At 71.5% G+C, this 18,426-nt stretch carries 16 protein-coding genes; 8 read left to right on the forward strand and 8 right to left on the reverse strand.

Going from position 1 to position 18,426, the window contains the following annotated elements; all coding sequences use genetic code 11:
- Positions 1-33 precede the first annotated feature (33 nt).
- From minE to minC, 3 genes are all read right to left on the reverse strand, one after another.
- Positions 34-294, reverse strand: coding sequence for a cell division topological specificity factor MinE (minE, locus tag AC3AOF_RS17630; RefSeq protein WP_236989630.1), 261 nt, complete (start codon positions 292-294; stop codon positions 34-36).
- On the reverse strand, positions 291-1,106 hold the full coding sequence (gene minD / locus AC3AOF_RS17635) for a septum site-determining protein MinD (RefSeq protein WP_236989625.1): 816 nt from the start codon (positions 1,104-1,106) through the stop codon (positions 291-293). Before minD ends, minE begins: the two co-directional genes overlap by 4 nt.
- A gap of 140 nt (positions 1,107-1,246) precedes the next feature.
- Entirely contained in the window at positions 1,247-2,023 is a 777-nt protein-coding gene (gene minC / locus AC3AOF_RS17640; RefSeq protein WP_488346035.1) for a septum site-determining protein MinC, read from the reverse strand.
- A gap of 231 nt (positions 2,024-2,254) precedes the next feature.
- On the opposite strand from minC, the gene AC3AOF_RS17645 reads away from it, so the two are divergent.
- The 3 genes from AC3AOF_RS17645 to fhuF all read left to right on the forward strand — a co-directional run bounded on the left by AC3AOF_RS17645 (position 2,255) and on the right by fhuF (position 6,154).
- Positions 2,255-4,024, forward strand: a complete 1,770-nt coding sequence (locus AC3AOF_RS17645; protein WP_488346036.1) for a hypothetical protein — start codon at positions 2,255-2,257, stop codon at positions 4,022-4,024.
- A gap of 172 nt (positions 4,025-4,196) precedes the next feature.
- Positions 4,197-5,447 (forward strand): MFS transporter, encoded by a 1,251-nt coding sequence (locus tag AC3AOF_RS17650; RefSeq protein WP_488346037.1) that lies wholly within the window; start codon positions 4,197-4,199, stop codon positions 5,445-5,447.
- Positions 5,444-6,154 carry a siderophore-iron reductase FhuF gene (fhuF, locus tag AC3AOF_RS17655; protein WP_488346038.1) on the forward strand — a complete coding sequence of 237 codons (711 nt, stop codon included), beginning with the start codon at positions 5,444-5,446 and terminating at the stop codon, positions 6,152-6,154. Before AC3AOF_RS17650 ends, fhuF begins: the two co-directional genes overlap by 4 nt.
- A gap of 10 nt (positions 6,155-6,164) precedes the next feature.
- Here the strand turns inward: fhuF and AC3AOF_RS17660 are convergent, their stop codons facing one another.
- From AC3AOF_RS17660 to AC3AOF_RS17680, 5 genes are all read right to left on the reverse strand, one after another.
- Positions 6,165-7,340, reverse strand: coding sequence for a glutathionylspermidine synthase family protein (locus AC3AOF_RS17660; protein WP_488346039.1), 1,176 nt, complete (start codon positions 7,338-7,340; stop codon positions 6,165-6,167).
- On the reverse strand, positions 7,340-7,990 hold the full coding sequence (locus AC3AOF_RS17665) for a DUF1190 domain-containing protein (RefSeq protein WP_488346040.1): 651 nt from the start codon (positions 7,988-7,990) through the stop codon (positions 7,340-7,342). Before AC3AOF_RS17665 ends, AC3AOF_RS17660 begins: the two co-directional genes overlap by 1 nt.
- A 24-nt stretch (positions 7,991-8,014) precedes the next feature.
- Entirely contained in the window at positions 8,015-8,413 is a 399-nt protein-coding gene (locus AC3AOF_RS17670; protein ID WP_236989617.1) for a DUF350 domain-containing protein, read from the reverse strand.
- Positions 8,414-8,509: 96 nt separating this feature from the next.
- The gene (locus AC3AOF_RS17675; RefSeq protein WP_236989616.1) at positions 8,510-10,165 is read right to left on the reverse strand and encodes a methyl-accepting chemotaxis protein; all 1,656 of its coding nucleotides are present in this window, start codon (positions 10,163-10,165) and stop codon (positions 8,510-8,512) included.
- A gap of 165 nt (positions 10,166-10,330) precedes the next feature.
- Positions 10,331-11,263 carry a LysR family transcriptional regulator gene (locus AC3AOF_RS17680; RefSeq protein ID WP_236992757.1) on the reverse strand — a complete coding sequence of 311 codons (933 nt, stop codon included), beginning with the start codon at positions 11,261-11,263 and terminating at the stop codon, positions 10,331-10,333.
- A 227-nt stretch (positions 11,264-11,490) separates the two neighbouring features.
- On the opposite strand from AC3AOF_RS17680, the gene AC3AOF_RS17685 reads away from it, so the two are divergent.
- From AC3AOF_RS17685 to AC3AOF_RS17705, 5 genes are all read left to right on the forward strand, one after another.
- The gene (locus tag AC3AOF_RS17685; protein WP_236992756.1) at positions 11,491-13,011 is read left to right on the forward strand and encodes an ABC transporter substrate-binding protein; all 1,521 of its coding nucleotides are present in this window, start codon (positions 11,491-11,493) and stop codon (positions 13,009-13,011) included.
- Positions 13,012-13,021: 10 nt separating this feature from the next.
- Positions 13,022-13,936, forward strand: a complete 915-nt coding sequence (locus AC3AOF_RS17690) for an ABC transporter permease (RefSeq protein ID WP_488346041.1) — start codon at positions 13,022-13,024, stop codon at positions 13,934-13,936.
- Positions 13,933-14,853 carry an ABC transporter permease gene (locus AC3AOF_RS17695; protein ID WP_488346042.1) on the forward strand — a complete coding sequence of 307 codons (921 nt, stop codon included), beginning with the start codon at positions 13,933-13,935 and terminating at the stop codon, positions 14,851-14,853. Before AC3AOF_RS17690 ends, AC3AOF_RS17695 begins: the two co-directional genes overlap by 4 nt.
- A gap of 274 nt (positions 14,854-15,127) precedes the next feature.
- A complete protein-coding gene (locus AC3AOF_RS17700) occupies positions 15,128-16,543 on the forward strand; it encodes a M20 family metallopeptidase (protein WP_488346043.1) in 1,416 nt (471 codons plus the stop codon).
- A 268-nt stretch (positions 16,544-16,811) separates the two neighbouring features.
- Positions 16,812-18,425 carry an ABC transporter ATP-binding protein gene (locus AC3AOF_RS17705; protein ID WP_236989612.1) on the forward strand — a complete coding sequence of 538 codons (1,614 nt, stop codon included), beginning with the start codon at positions 16,812-16,814 and terminating at the stop codon, positions 18,423-18,425.
- The last annotated feature ends 1 nt before the right edge of the window (position 18,426 follow it).

Below are 18,426 nucleotides of genomic sequence, written 5' to 3' on the forward strand. Positions count from 1 at the left end.
GCGCAAGGGGCGCAGGAACCGAGATGCCGGGAGTCAGGCGGCCCGGTGGACGGCCTTCGGCAGCTCGACGTCGATCTCCAGGGTCGAGACGGCGTCGCCCCGCTCCATGGTGATCTTCACCTTCTCCTGGTCGATCGCGACGTGCTTGGCGATCACCGCGAGGATCTCCTCGCGCAACACCGCCACCAGGTCCGAGCGGCCGAAGGCGGTGCGCTCGTGGGCCAGCAGGATCTGAAGGCGCTCGCGCGCCACCGGCGCCGTTCCGCGGCGCGACAGCAGGCTCAGCAGGTTCATGCCGCCCTCCGGGGGAAGAGTTTGCCCAACAGCGAGCGCTTCTCGCTCGGTACGATCATCTCGACCGTCTCGCCCTTCAGGCGGCGCACCGCATCGGTATAGGCCCGGGCCGGCGCGCTCTGGGGCGCGTTCAGCGTGACCGGGCTGCCGAGGTTCGAGGCCTTCAAGACCTCCTCGCTCTCCGGGATCACGGCGAGCAGCGGGATCGACAGGATCTCCAGCACGTCGTCGATCTTCAGCATCTCGCCGCGCTCGGCCCGGTTGGGGTCGTAGCGGGTGAGGATCAGGTGCTTGTCCAGGCGCTCGCCGTTCTTGGCGCGCTCGGTCTTGGAATCGAGGAGCCCGATGATGCGGTCGGAATCGCGCACCGAGGAGACCTCGGGATTGGTGACGACCACCGCGATGTCGGCGTGGCGCATGGCGAGCGTCGCCCCGCGCTCGATGCCGGCCGGGCTGTCGCAGATCACCCAGTCGAATTTTTCGCGAAGCTCGCCGACGACGCGGGCGACGCCCTCGTCGGTGAGCGCGTCCTTGTCCCGGGTCTGCGAGGCGGGGAGCAGCGACAGCGTGTCGAGGCGCTTGTCGCGGATCAGCGCCTGCGGCAGCTTGGCATCGCCCTGGACGACGTTGATGAGGTCGTAGACGACCCGGCGCTCGGCGCCCATGATGAGGTCGAGGTTGCGCAGGCCCACGTCGAAGTCGACGACGCAGACGTTCTGCCCGGCCTGGGCGAGGGCGGCCCCCAGCGCCGCCGTCGTGGTGGTCTTGCCCACCCCGCCCTTGCCGGACGTCACCACTATGATCTTGGCCATTGGGAGTGCTCCCCCGAGTCATCGGGATGAGGCGGCGTCCCGGGATCCGGGCCGCACGCTCACGGGATTGGTTGCGTGTCTCGCCGGGCGGACCGGGGCGCCGGGGCGCCCGCGACGAGCCTGCCCGGCCGTCCTGTCGTTCAGTCCAGGGCGGCGATGCGGAGGGTTTCCCCCTCGAGCCAGACCTGGACCGCCTTCTTGCGCAGCTTCGGATCGGTGGTGTCGGCGGTACGGAACAGGCCGTCGATGCCGATCAGCTCGGGCTCGAACTTGCGGCAGCAGATCCGTGCCCGGGGATTGCCGCCCGCGCCCGCGATGGCGCGGCCGCGCAGGGCCCCGTAGACGTGGATCGAGCCGCCGGCCAGGATCTCGGCGCCGGAGGCGACCGAGCCCATCACCGTCACGTCGCCTTCCGGGTGATAGACCGACTGGCCGGAGCGCAGCGGGGTCTCGAGGACGAGGGAGTTCGGCTTGCGCGGCTCCGGCGGCTTGACGGGCTCGGGGGCCTTGGCTTCCGGCTCCGCCATCTCGGCCGGGCGGCCGCCGCTGAGCAGAGGCGGCAGCGCCGGGCCGAGCCAGGCCGGCTCGGCCTTCTCGACACCCATGATGCGGATGCCGCGCTGCTTGAGCTCGTCGAGGAGGCCGGCGATGTCGGGCGTCGCCGCCGCGGCATCGTGGTCGCCCTCGGCGGGCTCGGCCGCCTCGGGGCCGGCCGCATCTCCCCGGAGGGAGTCCTTGGCCAGGCCCGAGACGTCCAGAATCACGGCGCGCTCGGAGAAGAGCGTCGGCGAGCGCTGCACCAGGGCATCCAGGTGCGAGAACCAGTCGCCGAGCGGCGTCTCCGGCGCGAGCACGAGCGCCCGGAACGAGCGGCCGCGCAGCGGGAGGGAGGGGCGGGTGAGGCTGATGCTGGTCACGGCGGTTGACGAGTTGTTACCGAAAGCCATGAAGCGCGCAGCGTGGTTACCGGATCGTTAATGACGCCGGCGAGGTCGAGAATTCATCGGGGGACGGGCCGTCGGGGCACAGGGGTCGGGCACAGGGGTCGGGGCCGCCCCGGCTCCGTGATATGGCCGCGCGATCGTGCGGCCGGCTTCCCTCCGCGAGGATTCCGGGCGGTCGGCTCCCATCCCGCAGCGAGGTACGGCATGCGTCTTCCCCCTCTGGTCATGATCGCCGCCTCGAGCCTCGCGCCGGCGCCCGCCCTGGCCCAGGGTGCCGCGCTTCCCGGACCCGTGCCGAACCGTCCGGCCAACGACGCCGGCCCCGCTCCGGCAGGGCCCGGACAGGGCGGCGTTTCCGGGGCTCGCCTGACGCTGGCGGACGGCGCGACGGCGGCCCTGGGCAGCGTGGTCCCGACGCTCGACATGACGCGCGGCGAGATCGGGGGGCGGGCCGTCCCGCTGCGATCGTTCGTCGTCAGCGGGTTCGCCTCGGCGGGGGACGAGGGTGCCGCCGCCCGCTACGTCCGCGGCACCGCGGCCGGCCCGATGGCCGTGCAGGATGCCGCCGGGACGTGGTTCCAGCTCGACCTCTCGGGCCCCGTCATCCCCGCCGGGTGGTGGGGCGTCGTCGCCGGCGACAAGTCCAAGGCGGCCCAGAACGGGATCGCCATCAACCGCGCGATGGCGGCACTGGGTGCCCGCAGCGGCGGCACCCTCCAGCTTCCCGCGGGCGACATCTGGGTGGACCGCACGCTGGACAACAGGTTCAGCTACGTCCTCGTGCGCGGGCAGGGCATGGGCAGCAGCCACGATACCGGTGCGCCGCCGGTCGGGACGCGCATTCTCCCGACGGCGCCGGTCACGGTCCTGCGCCACCGGTCGCAGACGGCCGCCGAGCGCGGCGTGCCGCCGGCGCAGAACTTCAAGACGGTGGGCGGCGGCTTCGACAACCTCATGGTCGATGGCGCGGGGATCGCACCCCGCCTCCTCCATGTCACCTCCGTGACCCACGCGCTGCACCGCCTCTATCTGGCCAATGCGGTGTCCCCCGGCACCGAAGCGGCGCTCTACGACACCTACCCGGATTACCGCGTCCGCAAGGGCCAAGCGCAGCAGCTCGGCGAGGCCGGGGACAATCAATACGGGCAGGTGTCGTTGCAGATGCGCCAGGATCCGGGGCGCGGCACGGGCTCTCTCGGCTGCGTGAACTTCGGCGGAACCTCCTTCAACGGCAACACCTCGTTGATGACGGGGATCGAGATCATCTGCCGTCACGCCGACGGCGTGGGCGTGCGGCTGTCGAACGCCGACAACCTGGAATTCGCCTTCATCCGGGACCAGCCGGTCGGCGGGTCGGGGGCGGCCCTGCTGGTCCAGGCGGCCGTCCCGGGCGACAGCGCCGGGCAGATCACCGTGCGCACCCTCTCGGCCGGCAGCGCCATCAAGGTCGAGGCGGTCGCCGACCGCCCCGGCGCGGTCTCCGTCGGCGACCTCCACATCATCGACCTGGACGGCGGCAACGGCACGCCGATGCCGGTGGGGCCGAACATCAAGGTCGACAATACCGGCAACGCGACCTTCGTCAGCACGGGCAGCAGCCTGTCGGGCCTCGCCCTCGGCAACGGCGTCGCATCGGCGGCGACGGCGCGGGCCTATCTGGCGAATCATCCCGTCTTCAGCGCGGTCGTCGCCAACCAAAGCAATGCGGGCCTCGCCTATCTGAGCAACACGACCCCCTACATGCAGCGCGTGGACACGGCCACGAACCGGTTCCAGTTCCTCGGGCCCGATACCCACGAATTCGGCACCGCTCTGCGCGTCGCCGGCGCCGTCGGCTTCAACGGCGCCGCACCGGTCGGACGGTGCAAACTGTCGGGTGCCCTCCCGACGGACGGGAGCGCCGGCAACGCCGCCCTCGCGACCGCACTCAACGCGGTGCGCTCCTGCCTCGTGACCAACGGCCTCGCGCAGTAGGGCCGGGCCGAATTCCGCGCGCGACGGGACAGCGGCCTGTGCCCGACGGGCGCGGCGGCGCCCTTGCGGACCGGGGCCCACCCCCGTAATCTGCAAGTCACTGTACGCAAAGAAGAATTAGTGTGATTCCAAAGTACCGCCTGGTTCTCACGGCAAGCGGGCTCCCCCCGCGGTGAGGCACGCCGCCGCGATCCGCAACGCCCACGGTCTCCTCGCCGGATGGCGCCCGCTCGCCCCGTTCTTCTGCCTCTACGTGACCTTCGGGGCCACGCTCGGCTTCCTGTCGGGCGGGGCGCCGCTGATCCTGCGGGCGCGGGGACTCGACCTCGGCGGCGTCGGGCTGTTGCAGCTCATCAACCTGCCGGTCGGGCTGACCTTCCTGTGGGCGGCCGTGCTCGACCGGGTGCGCCTGCCTTTTCTCGGCCGCCGCCTCGGCTGGATCGTCGCGGCGCAGGGTGCCACGGTCGCGCTGCTCGTGGGCTTGAGCCTCGGCGAGGACTGGCCGCTGCCGGCCTTGCTGGCGCTCGCCATCGCGACGTGCGCCTGCGTCGCCACCATGGACATCGCGCTCGAAGCGCTGGTGGTCGAGACCGTGCCCGCGGACAGGCGGGCCTTCGTCGCCTCGGCCAAGCTCTGCGGCGGATCGCTCGGGGGCATCCTGGGCGTCGGCGTGCTGGTCGGCTCCTACGACGCCTTGGGCTGGCCGGCGGCGTTGCTCGGCTGCGCCGCCCTCGACGCGCTCTGCCTGCTGCCGATCCTCGCCTATCCGGAGGCGCGGCTGCAGGGGGCCGGCGGGGTCCCCGAGCGCCGGTCGGGCGGGTTCGCGCGCCTGCGGGTGCTCACCGGCCGCATCGCGGCGCTCGGCGCCTATTTCGCCGCCGCCTATCTCATCGGCGGCCCCAACACCCTGGCGCTGCTCGATCTCGGGGTGCCGCTGACCCGGGTCGGCTTCCTCACCGGCACCGTCCTGCCGGCGGTCAACCTGGTGATGGCAGCGATGGCCGGGGGCCTCGCCACCCGGTTCGGCACCGTGCGGCTGATCGCCTTCGGCGGGACCGGCGTGCTCGCCGCCGGCGGCCTGATGGCGGCGTCCTGCGCGCTCCGCTCCGCGGATCTCGCCGTGACGGCCACGATCCTGAACTTCGTCTTCGGCGGCTTCCTCGGGGTGCCGGTGTTCAACATGATCTACCGCTGGTCGCAGGGACCGCGCCCCGCCACCGATTACGCGCTCCTGTTCGGCGCCGCCTTCTTCGCGGCGATGCCTTTGCGCGTCGCCGCCCCGGCGCTCGCCGGCTGGGCGGGCTGGCCGGGCTACTTCACCGCCACGCTGCCGCTCTACGCGGCGGCCCTGGCGTGGCTGGCGCTCACGATCGCCCGCACCCTGCGGACCGACCGGGCGGCGGGGCGAGGGACCGCGCGATGATCCCCGACCTCGCACCCCATGTGCCTGCCTCGCTCGGCACCTACCGCGACGGGGTCGCCGCCGATCCCGGGGGCCGCGCGGCGACACCGCTCTCCGCCCTGCACGATCCCGCGGTGTTCGACGCCACCCTCTCCGCCTTCGAGGCCGGGCTCGGCTCGAGGTCCGGTGCGGTCGATCGGCGGGCGCTGGTCTCGTACTGGAGCCAGTTCTACCTCGCGCCGCTCGCCACCCCGGCGATGACGGCGCTCGTGCGCCTGGGCCGGCCGCTGCCGCTCACCTTCGCGACGACGCGCCTCGAACTCGACGGGGCGGGCCGCCCGGCCCGGTTCCTGGTGCGGCCGGAGGCGCCGGAGGGCGGCTCGCCCGGGCTCGCGGGCCTGATCGAGGATCATCTGCGGCCCTTCGTCGAACTGTGCCGGGCGCAATGCGGCATCGCCCCCCGGGTGATCTGGGGCAACGCGGCGGTGATCCTCGACTACGTCGCGCGCGAGCTCGGCGAGCCCGAGACCCTGGCCCGCCCGGAGGTCGCGACCTGCCTCGGCTGGTGCGGCGGGCCGGCTTGCGCCCTCAGCCCGCTCGCCCGGGCCCTGTGCGACCGGCGGCGGCGCACCTGCTGCCTGCGCCAGCGCCTGCCGGGGGTGCCGTCCTGCGGCGATCTGTGCCCGGTCCGGGAAGGTGGGCGGTGCTGCGCCGCCGACGGCTCGTGACCCGGGCCGGTCACGGGTCGATGATGTGCGGCACGAAGCGGGCCCGGTCCGTGGTGATCGGCCCGTCGCCCTCGCGCAGGCATAAGCCCGCGGGCTCGTCGCCGACGATCCAGCTGCCGATCAAGGCGTGGCGCCCGTCGAAGCACGGCAGCGTCGCGAGGCCCTGGCGGATGAAGCCCTCGGCCCCGTACGGCCCCTCCTCCCGCGCCGCGACGGCGCCGTCCTGCACCATCAGGACGTTGGCGCCCTCCCGGGCATGGATCGGTTTCCTGACGAAGCTCCCGCCGAGGGCGGCCTTGGCCGGATCCGCCTCGAAGAAGGCCGGCAGCAGGTTCGGATGGCCCGGCGCCATCGCCCAGAGATGGGCGAGCATTCCCTTGTTGGAGAGGACCGCCTTCCAGGGCGGCTCGATGAAGCGGGTCGGCGAGGGACCGACCGCGCGGCCGAACGGATCGGCAAAGATCCATTCCCACGGATAGAGCTTGAACAGAGCCTCGATCGGGTGCCCGGCCCCATCGACGAACCAGCCTTCGGCATCGAGCCCGATCGCCTCGACCGGCAGGAACGGCGCGGACAGGCCGGCCTGGAGGGCGCAATCCTGGAGGTAGGCGACCGTGCCGCGATCCTCCGGCGCGTCGGCAAAGGCCGCGAAGGCGATGCCGGGGGTGCGGAGGGTGACGGCGACGGTCGCGAGACGCGCGACCAGCCGCTCGTGCAGCGCGTTGAACTGGTCTGAGCCCGAAGGCAGGCGGCCCCGGGCGAGGCCATCCTCGAGCCAGAGCCACTGGAACACCGCGCTCTCGTAAAGCGCGGTCGGCGTGTCGGCGTTGTATTCCAGGAGCTTCGCCGGCCCGGTGCCGGCACCGCCATAGCTGAGGTCGAGGCGGCCGTAGAGGCCGGGGTCGCGCCGGCGCCAGCTCGTCCGGATCGCGTCCCAGGCGTGGTCGGGGATCGCCAGGGAGGCGAGGATCGCGCCGTCCTCCACCGCCCGCTCGACGAAGGCGAGGCAGAGCGCGTGCAACTCGCGGCTCGGCTCCTCGATGTCCCGCTCGATCTCCGCGAGGCTGAAGGCGTAATGCGCGCTCTCGTCCCAGTAGGGCGCGCCGTCGAAGGAGTGGAAGTGGAACCCGGCGCAGGCCGCGTGCTCGCGCCAGTCCGGCCGCTCGGGGCTGGCGACGCGGCGCATCAGCCGCCCCCGGATCCGTGCCCGCTACTTGGTCCGCTGCTTGCCGCCGCGACCGCCCGCCCGGTCCCGCCGAAGCCGCCGCGGGCGATGGTGCGGGGCGTCGAGGCGGTGCTGCGGGCAACGCTGGCTGGGACATGGGCCCGCGAGCCGCCGCCCGCGGAAAAAATCCGGGCGCCCGAGCCGGTGCAGTAGCCGCCGGCATATCCGCCGCCATGAGCGTGCCGCTCCTCCTGCGGGGCGTGGGCGTAGAGCGGCTGGACCGGCAGGTCCTGCTCGTCGGTCCGCCCCATCATGAAAGCGGCCATCGCCGGGAGGAAGCGCCCTTGCGCCGCCGCCGTCACCGTCTCGCCCGGGACGCAGCCGCCGGGGCCGTGATGGCGCTCGCAATCGGCCAGGGTCTCGTAGCGCGGCGCGCTCGCCGCGTAGGCGGCGCGGGCCGCCGCCTCGGCCTCCGTGCAGGCCTGGGCGCTGCGCACCCGCTCGGCGATGCAGGCGCCCAAGCTGCCGTAGACCAACACGTCCTCGTCCCGCTGCGAGGAATCGAGGCGGGCCAGCGCGAAGGCCGCGGCGCCGGCACCGGCGACGAGCACCAGGGAGATCGTGGCCGAGCGCTTGGAGCGGCGGGCCGGGTCCGGGGCAAGAGCACTCATGAGACCTCAGCGCTCATGCGACCCTCAATAGGTCATCGAGGCGGCGTTGAGCACGCCGCCGGCCAGGGCGGCGGCGCCGAGCAGGACGGCCGCCGCCATCCGGTCCTCCTCGATCCGCCGCGACAGGTCCGGCAGGACGAGGCGGACGAGCCAGTAGACCGCGATCTGCACCACCAGGGCGACGAGGCCCCAGACCAGGCAGTCGAGCACGGACGCCGCATTGTAGATCGCCACCGCCAGCGGCAGGGCGAAGCCGAGGAGGCTGCCGCCGAGCGACACCGAGGCCGCCGTCACGTCCCGGCGGATCAGCGCCAGCTCGTTATGCGCCGTGGCGAGGGTGTAGACGGCGAGGTACAGGCCGGTCAGGCCCGCGGCGGTACCGAGATAGAGGAGAAAGTCGGGCAGGCCGGCGATCGAGGTCATCGGTCCGGGGCCGCCATCGCGGTCGAGGAATCGCCAGCAGGCATGGCGGCGATCATCCGCGGGCGGGGACGGCCCGTCAACTCCGCCGCCCCGCCGTCACGCCGCCCGCACGGTGTCGAGGAAGCGCGCCACCTCCGCCGAGAGATGCGCGGAGTGACGCGACAGGGTGGAGGCCGCCGACAGCACCTGGCCCGCCGCCGCCCCGGTCTCCTCGGCGGCCTCCGCCACCCCGACGATGTTGGCCGTCACCGCGCCGGTCCCGGCCGCAGCCTCCACGACGTTGCGGACGATCTCCCGGGTCGCCGCGCCCTGCTGCTCCACCGCCGCAGCGATGGAGGCGGCGACGCCCGAGATCTCCTCGATCCGCACCGTGATGCCGCCGATCGCCCCCGCCGCGCGACCGGTCGAGGCCTGGATCGCCGCGATCTGAGTGGTGATCTCCTCGGTCGCCCGTGCGGTCTGGCCGGCGAGCGCCTTCACCTCCGCCGCCACCACCGCGAAGCCGCGGCCGGCGGATCCCGCGCGGGCCGCCTCGATGGTGGCATTGAGCGCGAGCAGGTTGGTCTGGGCGGCGATGGACGAGATCAGCCCAGCCACGTCGCCGATGCGCGAAGCGGCCTCCGCCAGAGCCTGGACGCGGGCCGCGCTCTCGCCGACCTCCGCGACCGTCGCCCGGGTCAGCCGGGCCGACCCGTCGACCTGGCGGCCGATCTCCTCGACCGAGGCGCCGAGCTGCTCGGTGGCCGCCGCCACGGTGCCGACATTCGAGGAGGCCTCCTCGGCCGCATTCGACACGGCGGTGGACCGGGCGGCGGTCGCCGTCGCGGTCGCGTTCATGGTCATGGCGGTGTCCTGGAGGTCGGTCGCGGAGGCCGAGACCTGGGAGAGGATCCCGCCGACCGACCGCTCGAACGCCTCGGCCATCTCACGCATGCCGGCGCGGCGCTGCGCCTCGGCCGAGGCGCGGGCGAGCGCCGTCTCCTCCTCCAGAGCCCTGGTCCGCACCATGCCCTCCTTGAACACCTGCACGGCGGCGGCCATCGCGCCGACCTCGTCGCGCCGCCCGGCGCCGGGGATCGCGGTCGTGGCGTCCCCCGCCGCCAGCCGGCGCATCGCCGCGTCGAGCTGGCGCAGGGGCGCGACGGCCCGGCGCAGGCTGAGCCACAGCACGACGGCGCCGGCCAGCGCCAGCACGAGGCCGAAGCCGGCCGACTGGGCCTTCAGGCGATCGATCAGGGCGTAGTAGTCGCCCTTCTTGACGCCGGCATAGAGGACCCCGATCACCGAACCGCCGGCATCCCGGATCGGCTCGTAGATGGTCAGGTACGGAACGCCCAGGATGGTCGCCTCGCCGCGGAAGGTCTCGCCCCGCACCAGCACCGCCTGGTAGACGGGCCCCTGCGCCAGGGTGGTGCCGACGGCGCGGGACCCGTCGGGATTGACCACGTTGGTGGCGATCCGCCGATCGCCCTGGAACACCGTCGCCGTGCCGCCGAGGATGTCGCGCACCCGGTCCACCGCCGGGTCGGCGGGGCCGACGACGTGCGATCCGATCGCCAGGCGACCGTCCCGCAGCGCGAAATGCGGCGCGCCGCCCTCGTCGGCCAGGGTCTGCCTGAGCAGGCGGAGGTTGCCGCCGAGGGTGTCCGTCGCGTGGCGCAGCATCTCCGCCTCGACCTCGCGCATGATGCTGCCGACCACACCGCCGATCGCCAGCAAGAGGATGACGATCCCGATCAGGCTGCTGCGCATGGCCAGGGACATCGCAGGAAGCCCAGGAGTTCGACCCGACATGACGAACGGTTTCCAGACAGGGAACAACAGTCATTCGCCGATATATAGCGCCCAGATCACTTGGCAAGAACGAGTATATCGTCCATTCGGACTAGGCAACCCAATGACATTATTAAAATTGACTTAAACATCGGTCGAGCCCCTGGCGGTACCGTCGCCATCCCCCATAGGCGGCAACGCCGCCACCAGCACCGACAGGAAGGCCTGCACCGCCCGCGGCAGGCGCCGGTCGCGCATGGTCTGGACCTCGATGCCGCGGGCCAGGCTGCGGCGGGACCGGATCGGCAGCACCCGGAACTCGCCGCGCCCGACCTGGCCCTGGAGCGCGATCGACGACATCAGGGTCAGGCCGCTTGTGACGCGCACGAAGGGCAGGATGGCCGAGAGCACGTTCGCGCTGAGCACCGGTTCGATGGCGATGCCCTCCGCCGCGCAGGCCGCGTCGAGGATGGTGCGCAGGGTCGTGTCCCGGGGCAGGAGCGCGACCGGATAGGCGGCGAGGTCGGTGAGCCCGATCAGTCTTCGTTCGGCGAGCGGATGGTCGGGCGCGCACAGGGCCACCATGTCGAGGCTGTTGCGGTAGGCCACCGCCGTGTCGGTGGAGGGCTCCAGGCTGAAGGTGAGCCCGATATCGGCCTCGCCCTGCACCACCCTCTGGGTCGCCTGGCCCGGCGGCAGCGCGCTCAGCTCGAAGCGGATGCCCGGATGGCGGGCATGGAACGCTGCGATCACGCCCGGCACGAGGTCGATGGCGAAGGCCTCGGTGGTGGCGATGCGCACCAGGCCGCGCTGCAGCCCCTCCAGTTCCTGGATCTCGGTGACGACCTGCTCGGCGCTCGCCAATACCTGATGGGCGTGGCGGGCCAGCAGCTCGCCGGCCTGGCTCAGCACCATGCCGCGGGGCCGCCGCTCGAACAGGGGGCAGGCCAGCTCCGCCTCCAGGTTGGCGATCTGCCGGCTGATCGCCGAGGGCGCGACGTTGAGCCGGGCGGAGGCCGCCGCGATCGTGCCCTCGCGGGCGACCGCCAGGAAGTAGCGCAACGCCGTCGTCTGCATCGCCACCCCATGCCTTGCCGTTTCGGCAACGATCCTATCGAAAAATTCGACTTGCTGCGATCGGTTCTGCGCAACATCCTGGCAGGGTGAATTTTGCGGCAGTGCAACATGACGGGTGGAGACGCCCACGCTGCCCCCGACGAGGCGGAGCCGACATGTCGACACGGATCGAAGCGGGCCAAGTGCGGGTAGGCAAGGAACGGACGCGCCTCATGCAGACGGGACGGATGCGCAGGGCCGGCGCCCTCCTGACGGGCCTCCTCCTCGCCGGGATCGCGGGACCTGCGCTGGCCGGCAAGGCCAACGACACCCTGGTCTACGCCTCCGACAGCGAGCCGGAGAACCTGAGCCCCTACCACAACAACCTGCGCGAGGGTGTGATCCTGGCCCGCAACGTCTGGGACACGCTCCTCTACCGCGACCCGAAGACCGGCGAGCACCAGCCGATGCTGGCCACCGCCTGGACCTGGGTCGATCCGGTGACGCTCGACCTCACGATCCGCGACGGCGTGACCTTTCACAACGGCGATCCGCTGACGCCCGAGGATGTCGCCTTCACGTTCAACTACGTGCTGACGCCCGAGGCCAAGGTCGTCACCAAGGGCAACGTCGACTGGATGAAGTCGACCGAGGTGACCGGCCCGCACAGCGTGCGCATCCACCTCAAGGCGCCGTTCCCGGCCGCCCTCGAATACCTCGCCGGCCCGACCCCGATCCTGCCCGCCGCCTACTTCAAACGAGTGGGTCTGGCCGGCTTCAGCAAGGCGCCGGTCGGCACCGGCCCCTACCGCATCGTCTCGACCGAGAGCGGCAAGGGCGTGAAGATGGTGCGCAACGACAAGTACTGGCCGGGCAGCCCGATCGGGCAGGCGAAGATCGGCAAGCTCGAATTCCGCATCATCCCCGACGGCGACAGCCGGATGGCCGAATTGATGACCGGCGGCGTCGACTGGATCTGGCGGGTGCCGACCGACCAGGCCGAGCAGCTCAAGCGCGATCCCACCCTGACGGTGGTCTCCGCCGAGACGATGCGGGTCGGCTTCCTGCAATTCGACGTAGCGGGCCGCGCGATGGAGAACTCGCCGCTCAAGGACGTGCGGGTGCGCCAGGCGATCGCCCACGCCATCGACCGCAAGGCGATGGTCGACAACCTGGTGCGCGGCGGCTCCCGGGTGATGAACGCGCTCTGCTTCATCGAGCAGTTCGGCTGCACCGAGGAGGGCGTGCCCACTTACGCCTACGATCCCGCCAAGGCGCGGGCGCTCCTCAAGGAGGCCGGTTACGGCAACGGCATCGACATCGACCTCTCCGCCTATCGCGAGCGCGACTATGCCGAGGCCGTGATCGGCTACCTGCGCGCCGTCGGCATCCGGGCGAAGCTCAACTACCTGCGCTACGCCGCCATGCGCGACGCGATGCGGGCCGGCAAGACCTCGATCGGCTACCAGACCTGGGGCTCGTTCTCGATCAACGACGTCTCGGCCTTCACCGGCACCTACTTTCGTGGCGGCGAGGAGGATCTGGCCCGCGATCCCGCGGTGATCGCCGATCTCCAGGCCGGCGACACCAGCATCGATCCGGCGGTCCGCAAGGCGAAGTACAAGGAGGCGCTGACGCGCATCGCGGCCGAAGCCTACGCCCTGCCGATGTTCTCCTATCCGTCGAACTACGCCTTCACGGCGGACCTGAACTTCACCGCGCAGACCGACGAGGTACCGCGCTTCTTCGCGGCCTCGTGGAAGAAGTAGGGGACGCGCCATGCTGGGCTTCGCGCTGCGGCGCATCCTCGTCGCGATCTGCGTCGCGCTGACCGTCTCGGTGGCGAGCTTCCTGCTCCTCCACCTCTCGGGCGACCTCGCCACCGCCATCGCCGGCCCGGAGGCCACGGGCGAGCAGATCGCCGCGGTCCGCGTGCAGCACGGGCTCGACCAGCCGCTCGTGGTCCAGTTCGGCACCTGGGCCTGGAACGCGCTCCACTTCGATTTCGGACGCTCGTTCTACTTCCCCGAGCCGGTCACCGACCTGCTCGCCTCCCGGATGCCCGTGACCCTGACCCTCGGGGTCATCGCGCTGGCCGTCGCCCTGCTGGTGGCGATCCCGCTCGGGGTGCTGGCGGCGTTCTACCGCGACACCTGGATCGACCGGACGGCGCTCGCCGTCTCGGTGCTGGGCCAGGCGATGCCGAGCTTCTGGTTCGGCCTCACCCTGATCATGATCTTCTCCGTCAACCTGCGCTGGCTGCCGGCCTCCGGCAACGGATCCTGGAAGAACTTCCTCCTGCCGGCGGTGGCACTGGGCTACTACGCGATGCCGGCGGTGATGCGGCTCACCCGCAACGGGATGCTGGAGGTGCTGTCCTCGGACTACGTCCGCACCGCCCGGGCCAAGGGGCTGCCGCCGCGCAAGATCCTGATCCGCCACGCGCTCCGCAACGCGGTGATCCCGGTGATCGCGCTCGCCGCGGTGCAGTTCGGCTTCATGCTCGGCGGCTCGATCGTGATCGAGGCGGTGTTCTCGCTCCAGGGCCTCGGCCAGCTCGCCTGGGAATCGATCGCCCGCAACGATTTCCCCGTCGTCCAGGCGATCGTGCTGGTGCTGGCGATGATCTACATCGCGCTCACGCTCGCCGCCGACCTCCTCAACGCCCTCCTGGATCCGAGGCTGCGCGCATGACCACCCGGCCCGCCTCCCCCGCCGTCCCGGCTCCCGCCGAGACCGTCCTGCCTCCGGCTCGCTCTCCCGCGATGATCGCGCTGCGGCGCGGCCTGTCCCATGGCGGCTTCCTGATCGGGGGCGGCCTCGTCGGGCTCGTGGTGCTCGTCGCGCTCGCCGCCCCCCTCATCGCCCCGCACGACCCTTACGCGCAGGACGTGTCGCGCCGGCTGATCCCGCCGATCTGGCACGCCAAGGGCAGCATGGAGCACTGGCTCGGCACCGACAAGCTCGGGCGCGATTACTTGAGCCGCCTGATCTACGGCAGCCAGATCTCGCTGCTGATCGGGTTCTCCGCCGCCCTGATCTCGGGGATCATCGGCACGACGCTCGGCGTGCTCGCCGGCTATTACGGCGGCCGGGTCGACGCGGTGGTGAGCTACATCGTCACCACCCGGCTCGCCATGCCGGTGGTGCTGGTGGCGCTCGCCATGGCCTCGCTCGTCGGCGGTTCGCTGAAGGTGGTGGTGCTGGTGCTCGGCTTCCTGCTCTGGGACCGCTTCGCGGTGGTCACCCGCGCGGCGACCCGGCAGGTGCGGGGCCAGGATTTCGTCGCCGCCGCCAAGGCCTCGGGCTTCGGGCCGGTGCGGATTCTCGCGCAAGAAATCCTGCCCAACATCCTCAACGCGCTGATCGTGGTGGCGACCCTGGAGATGGCGCACGCCATCCTGCTCGAAGCGGCGCTCTCCTTCCTCGGGCTGGGCGTGCAGCCGCCGCTGCCGTCCTGGGGCCTGATGATCGCCGAGGGCAAGCAGTACATGTTCTTCCAGCCCTGGGTCATCACCATCCCGGGCGTGGCCTTGCTGGTCCTGGTGCTCGGCATCAACCTCCTGGGCGACGGGGTGCGGGACATCACGGCTCCGGAAGGACGGCATTGAGGATGTCTCCGTCGGCTTTTCCTTTCGTCCCGCCCTCAACCTCATCCTGAGGTGACCGGCGATCGAAGATCGCTGCGCGAAGCAGCCTCGAAGGAGGGCTCCAGTTAGCTCGGAGATTTCTGGAGCCCTCCTTCGAGGTCAGTCCATCTCCGATGGACCGACACCTCAGGATGAGGTCGCGGGTGGGATGGAGCGAGGCCAACCGGGGTTCCACCAAGCGACGATCGAGATCTAGCAATTCTTCTCTTCTCACACGCGCATAGAAAGTCCCCCCATGTCGCGACGCGACGCCATCGCGCTGGCCCACCGGCATTACGACGACGGTCAGTTCCTCACCGTGCTCCGTGAGGCGGTCGCCCTGCCGACCGAGAGCCAGGCCCCGGACCAGGGGCCGGCACTCGCCGCCTACCTCACCCGGTTCATGATCCCGGCTCTGTCGCGGCTCGGCTTTGCGACCCGCCTCCTCGACAACCCGCAGGCGGGCCGCGGGCCGTTCCTGATCGCGACGAGGCACGAGGGCGACGACCTGCCCACCGTGCTCACCTACGGCCACGGCGACACGGTGCGGAACTACCCCGAGCAGTGGCGCGAGGGCCTGCACCCGCTCGCGGTGACGGTCGAGGGCGAGCGCTGGTACGGGCGCGGCACCGCCGACAACAAGGGCCAGCACCTCATCAATCTCGGCGCCCTCGAGGCGGTGATGCAGGCCCGGGGCGGACAACTCGGGTTCAACGTCAAGTTCCTGATCGAGATGGGCGAGGAAGCGGGCTCGCCGGGCCTGCGCGAGGTCTGCCGGGACGAGGCCGAGGCGCTGAAATCCGACCTCCTCATCGCCTCCGACGGGCCGCGGATCGAGGCGAGCCGGCCGACGATGTTCCTCGGCTCGCGGGGCGGCTACACCTTCGAGCTGATCGTGAACCTGCGCGAGGGCGGCCACCACTCGGGCAATTGGGGCGGGCTGCTTCGCAATCCCGGCACCGTGCTGGCGAGCGCCATCGCGAGCCTCGTCGACGGGCGCGGACAAATCCTCCTCGACGCCCTGCTGCCGCCGCCAATCCCCGAGGGCGTGCGCGCGGCGCTTTCCGACATCACCGTCGGGGGCGATCCGAACGCGCCGGCGATCGACGAGGGCTGGGGCGAGCCGGGGCTGACGCCCGCCGAGCGGGTCTTCGGCTGGAACACGCTGGAAGTCCTGGCCTTCAAGTGCGGCGATCCGGACGGGCCGCAGAACGCGGTGCCGCCCTCCGCCAAGGCGACGATGCAGCTGCGCTTCGTCGTCGGCACCGACTGGGAGGGGCTGCTGCCGGCGATCCGCGCCCATCTCGACGCGAAGGGCTTCCCGATGGTCGAGGTGCGGGCGACCCGCGGCGAGGTGTTTCGCGCCACCCGCCTGCCGGTCGAGGATCCGTGGGTGGGGTGGGCGCTCGCCTCGATCGAGGCGAGCACGGGAAAACGCCCGGCACTCCTGCCCAATCTCGGCGGCTCGCTGCCCAACGACGCCTTCTCGGAGATCCTGGGGCTCCCGACGCTGTGGGTGCCGCATTCCTACCCGGCCTGCTCGCAGCACGCGCCCGACGAGCACCTGCTCGGCGGCCCGACCCGCGAGGCCCTGGGGCTGATGGCCGGGCTGTTCTGGGACCTCGGCGAGACCGGGCCGGCGGTCCTGGCGGGGCGGAAGGCGGTGGGGTGAAGGGTCGTTCCCCCTCACACGAAGGCGCGGCGAGACACTCGTCATCCCACCCTCGACCTCATCCTGAGGTGTCAGTCCATCGAAGATGGGCTGACCTCGAAGGAGGGCTCCATTTCGCTCGGCGACTTCTGGAGCCCTCCTTCGAGGCTCACTTCGTTCGCACCTCAGGATGAGGTTGCGGGCGGGGCTAGAACACAGTCGAGCAAATCGCGCAGAGACATAGAACAGCACAAGTCGCTTGAATGATGCCGCGCATAGAGGGCCAGAGATGAGCGAACCGATCGTCCAGATCCGCAACCTGACCCTCGCCCTGCCGCGGGGCGCCGACCGGCCGCACGCGGTCGAGGGCCTGAACCTCGACCTGATCCCGGGGCGTATCCTCTGCGTCGTCGGCGAATCGGGCTCGGGCAAGTCGATGAGCGCCTACGCGCTCACCGGTCTGCTGCCGCGCTCGCTGAAGGTCGCCGGCGGCGAGATCCTGTTCGAGGGCCGGGACCTCTTGCGCCTCGACGAGCGCGCCTGGCGCGACTTGCGCGGCCGGCGGATCGCCATGATCTTCCAGGAGCCGATGACGGCGCTGAACCCGGTGATGCGCATCGGGGACCAGATCGCCGAGATGTTCGAGGCGCACGACCTGCTCACCCCCCGGGAGAGGCGCGCCCGCGCGGTGGCGCTGGCCGGCGAGGTCGGCCTGCCGGAGCCTGAGCAGATCGTCCGGGCCTATCCGCACCAGCTCTCGGGGGGTCAGCGCCAGCGGGCGATGATCGCGATGGCGCTCGCGCTCGAACCCGCCGTGCTCGTCGCCGACGAGCCGACCACGGCGCTCGACGTCACCACCCAGGCCCAGATCCTCAAGCTGATCCGCGAGATCCAGCAGCGCCGCAACATGGCGGTGTTGTTCATCACCCACGATTTCGGCGTGGTCGCCGACATCGCCGACCACGTCGCGGTGCTCCAGCGCGGCCGGCTGGTCGAATCCGGCTCGGCCGAGGCGGTCCTGCGCCATCCGCAACACGCCTACACCAGGGCGCTCCTCGCCGCCGTGCCGAGCCTGACCCCGCCCAAGCGCGAGCCGATCACCGAGGCGCCGGTCGCCCTCTCGGTGACGAACCTCGCCAAGACCTACGCCACCCGTTCGGGCCTCCTCGGCAAGCCCCGGGTGGTGGCGGCGGTGAAGGAGGTGAGCTTCGATCTGCGTCGCGGCGAAACCCTCGGGATCGTCGGCGAATCCGGCTCCGGCAAGTCGACCACGGCGCGGCTGGCGATCCGCTTGATCGAGCCCGACCACGGCACGGTGCGCCTCGGCAGCCTCGACTTCACGGCGCTCGGGACCAGGGAGCTCCGCGACGAGCGCCGGCGGATCCAGATGATCTTCCAGGACCCCTTCGCCTCGCTCAATCCCCGCCGCACCGTCGAGCAGATCATCGCCGGCGGACCCATCGCCCACGGCACCCCGGCCCGCCAGGCACGGGCCCGGGCGCGCGAACTGCTCGACCTCGTCGGCCTGCCGCCGAGCGCCGCCGAGCGCTACCCGAACGCCTTCTCGGGCGGCCAGCGCCAGCGCATCGGCATCGCCCGGGCGCTCGCGATGGAGCCGGACGTGCTCGTCGCCGACGAGGCGGTCTCGGCCCTCGACGTCTCGGTCCAGGCGCAAGTGTTGGCGCTCCTGGAAGACCTGAAAGCACGCCTCGGCATCGCGATGCTGTTCATCACCCACGACCTGCGCGTCGCCGCCACGATCTGCGACCGGATCGCCGTGATGCACCGCGGCGAGATCGTCGAGATGAACCGCACCGAGGCGTTGTTCCGGGCACCGGAGCATCCCTATACGCGCAGCCTCCTGGCGGCGGTGCCGGGGGCGATGTTCGCCGAAACGGCGTGAA

The sequence above is a fragment of the Methylobacterium sp. 142-1Y genome (assembly GCF_057747795.1).